The 235-nt window shown below is 54.5% G+C and carries 1 protein-coding gene; it reads right to left on the bottom strand.

The genetic code is table 11. From position 1 onward, the window contains the following. Positions 1-235: aminotransferase class I/II-fold pyridoxal phosphate-dependent enzyme (locus QSV46_RS41095; RefSeq protein WP_314964521.1), on the bottom strand; the 235-nt coding region annotated here is incomplete at both ends.

Below are 235 nucleotides of genomic sequence, written 5' to 3'. Positions count from 1 at the left end.
CTACATACGTTCTGGATGTTACGAAGCCTTCCAATAAGCTGCGGGTGGCCGAACCCGAAGCGGACGCGAATGCTAGCGGCGGCATAGCTTTTCGAAAGTGTTCTTAAGAGCAGAAAATTCGGATAACGGCTGAGGAGCCGCAGGCCATTATCAGGCGCAAAATCGACATACGCGTCGTCCAACACGACGAGGCGGTCCGATTGTGCCAGGAGGCGTTCGATATCGGCTATAGGGA

The sequence above is a fragment of the Bradyrhizobium cosmicum genome, assembly GCF_032290525.1.
GTDB classification, from domain to species: Bacteria; Pseudomonadota; Alphaproteobacteria; order Rhizobiales; family Xanthobacteraceae; genus Bradyrhizobium; species Bradyrhizobium cosmicum_A.
The sequence above is the reverse complement of the archived record's forward strand: the minus strand, read 5'-3'. Positions and strand labels throughout refer to the sequence as shown.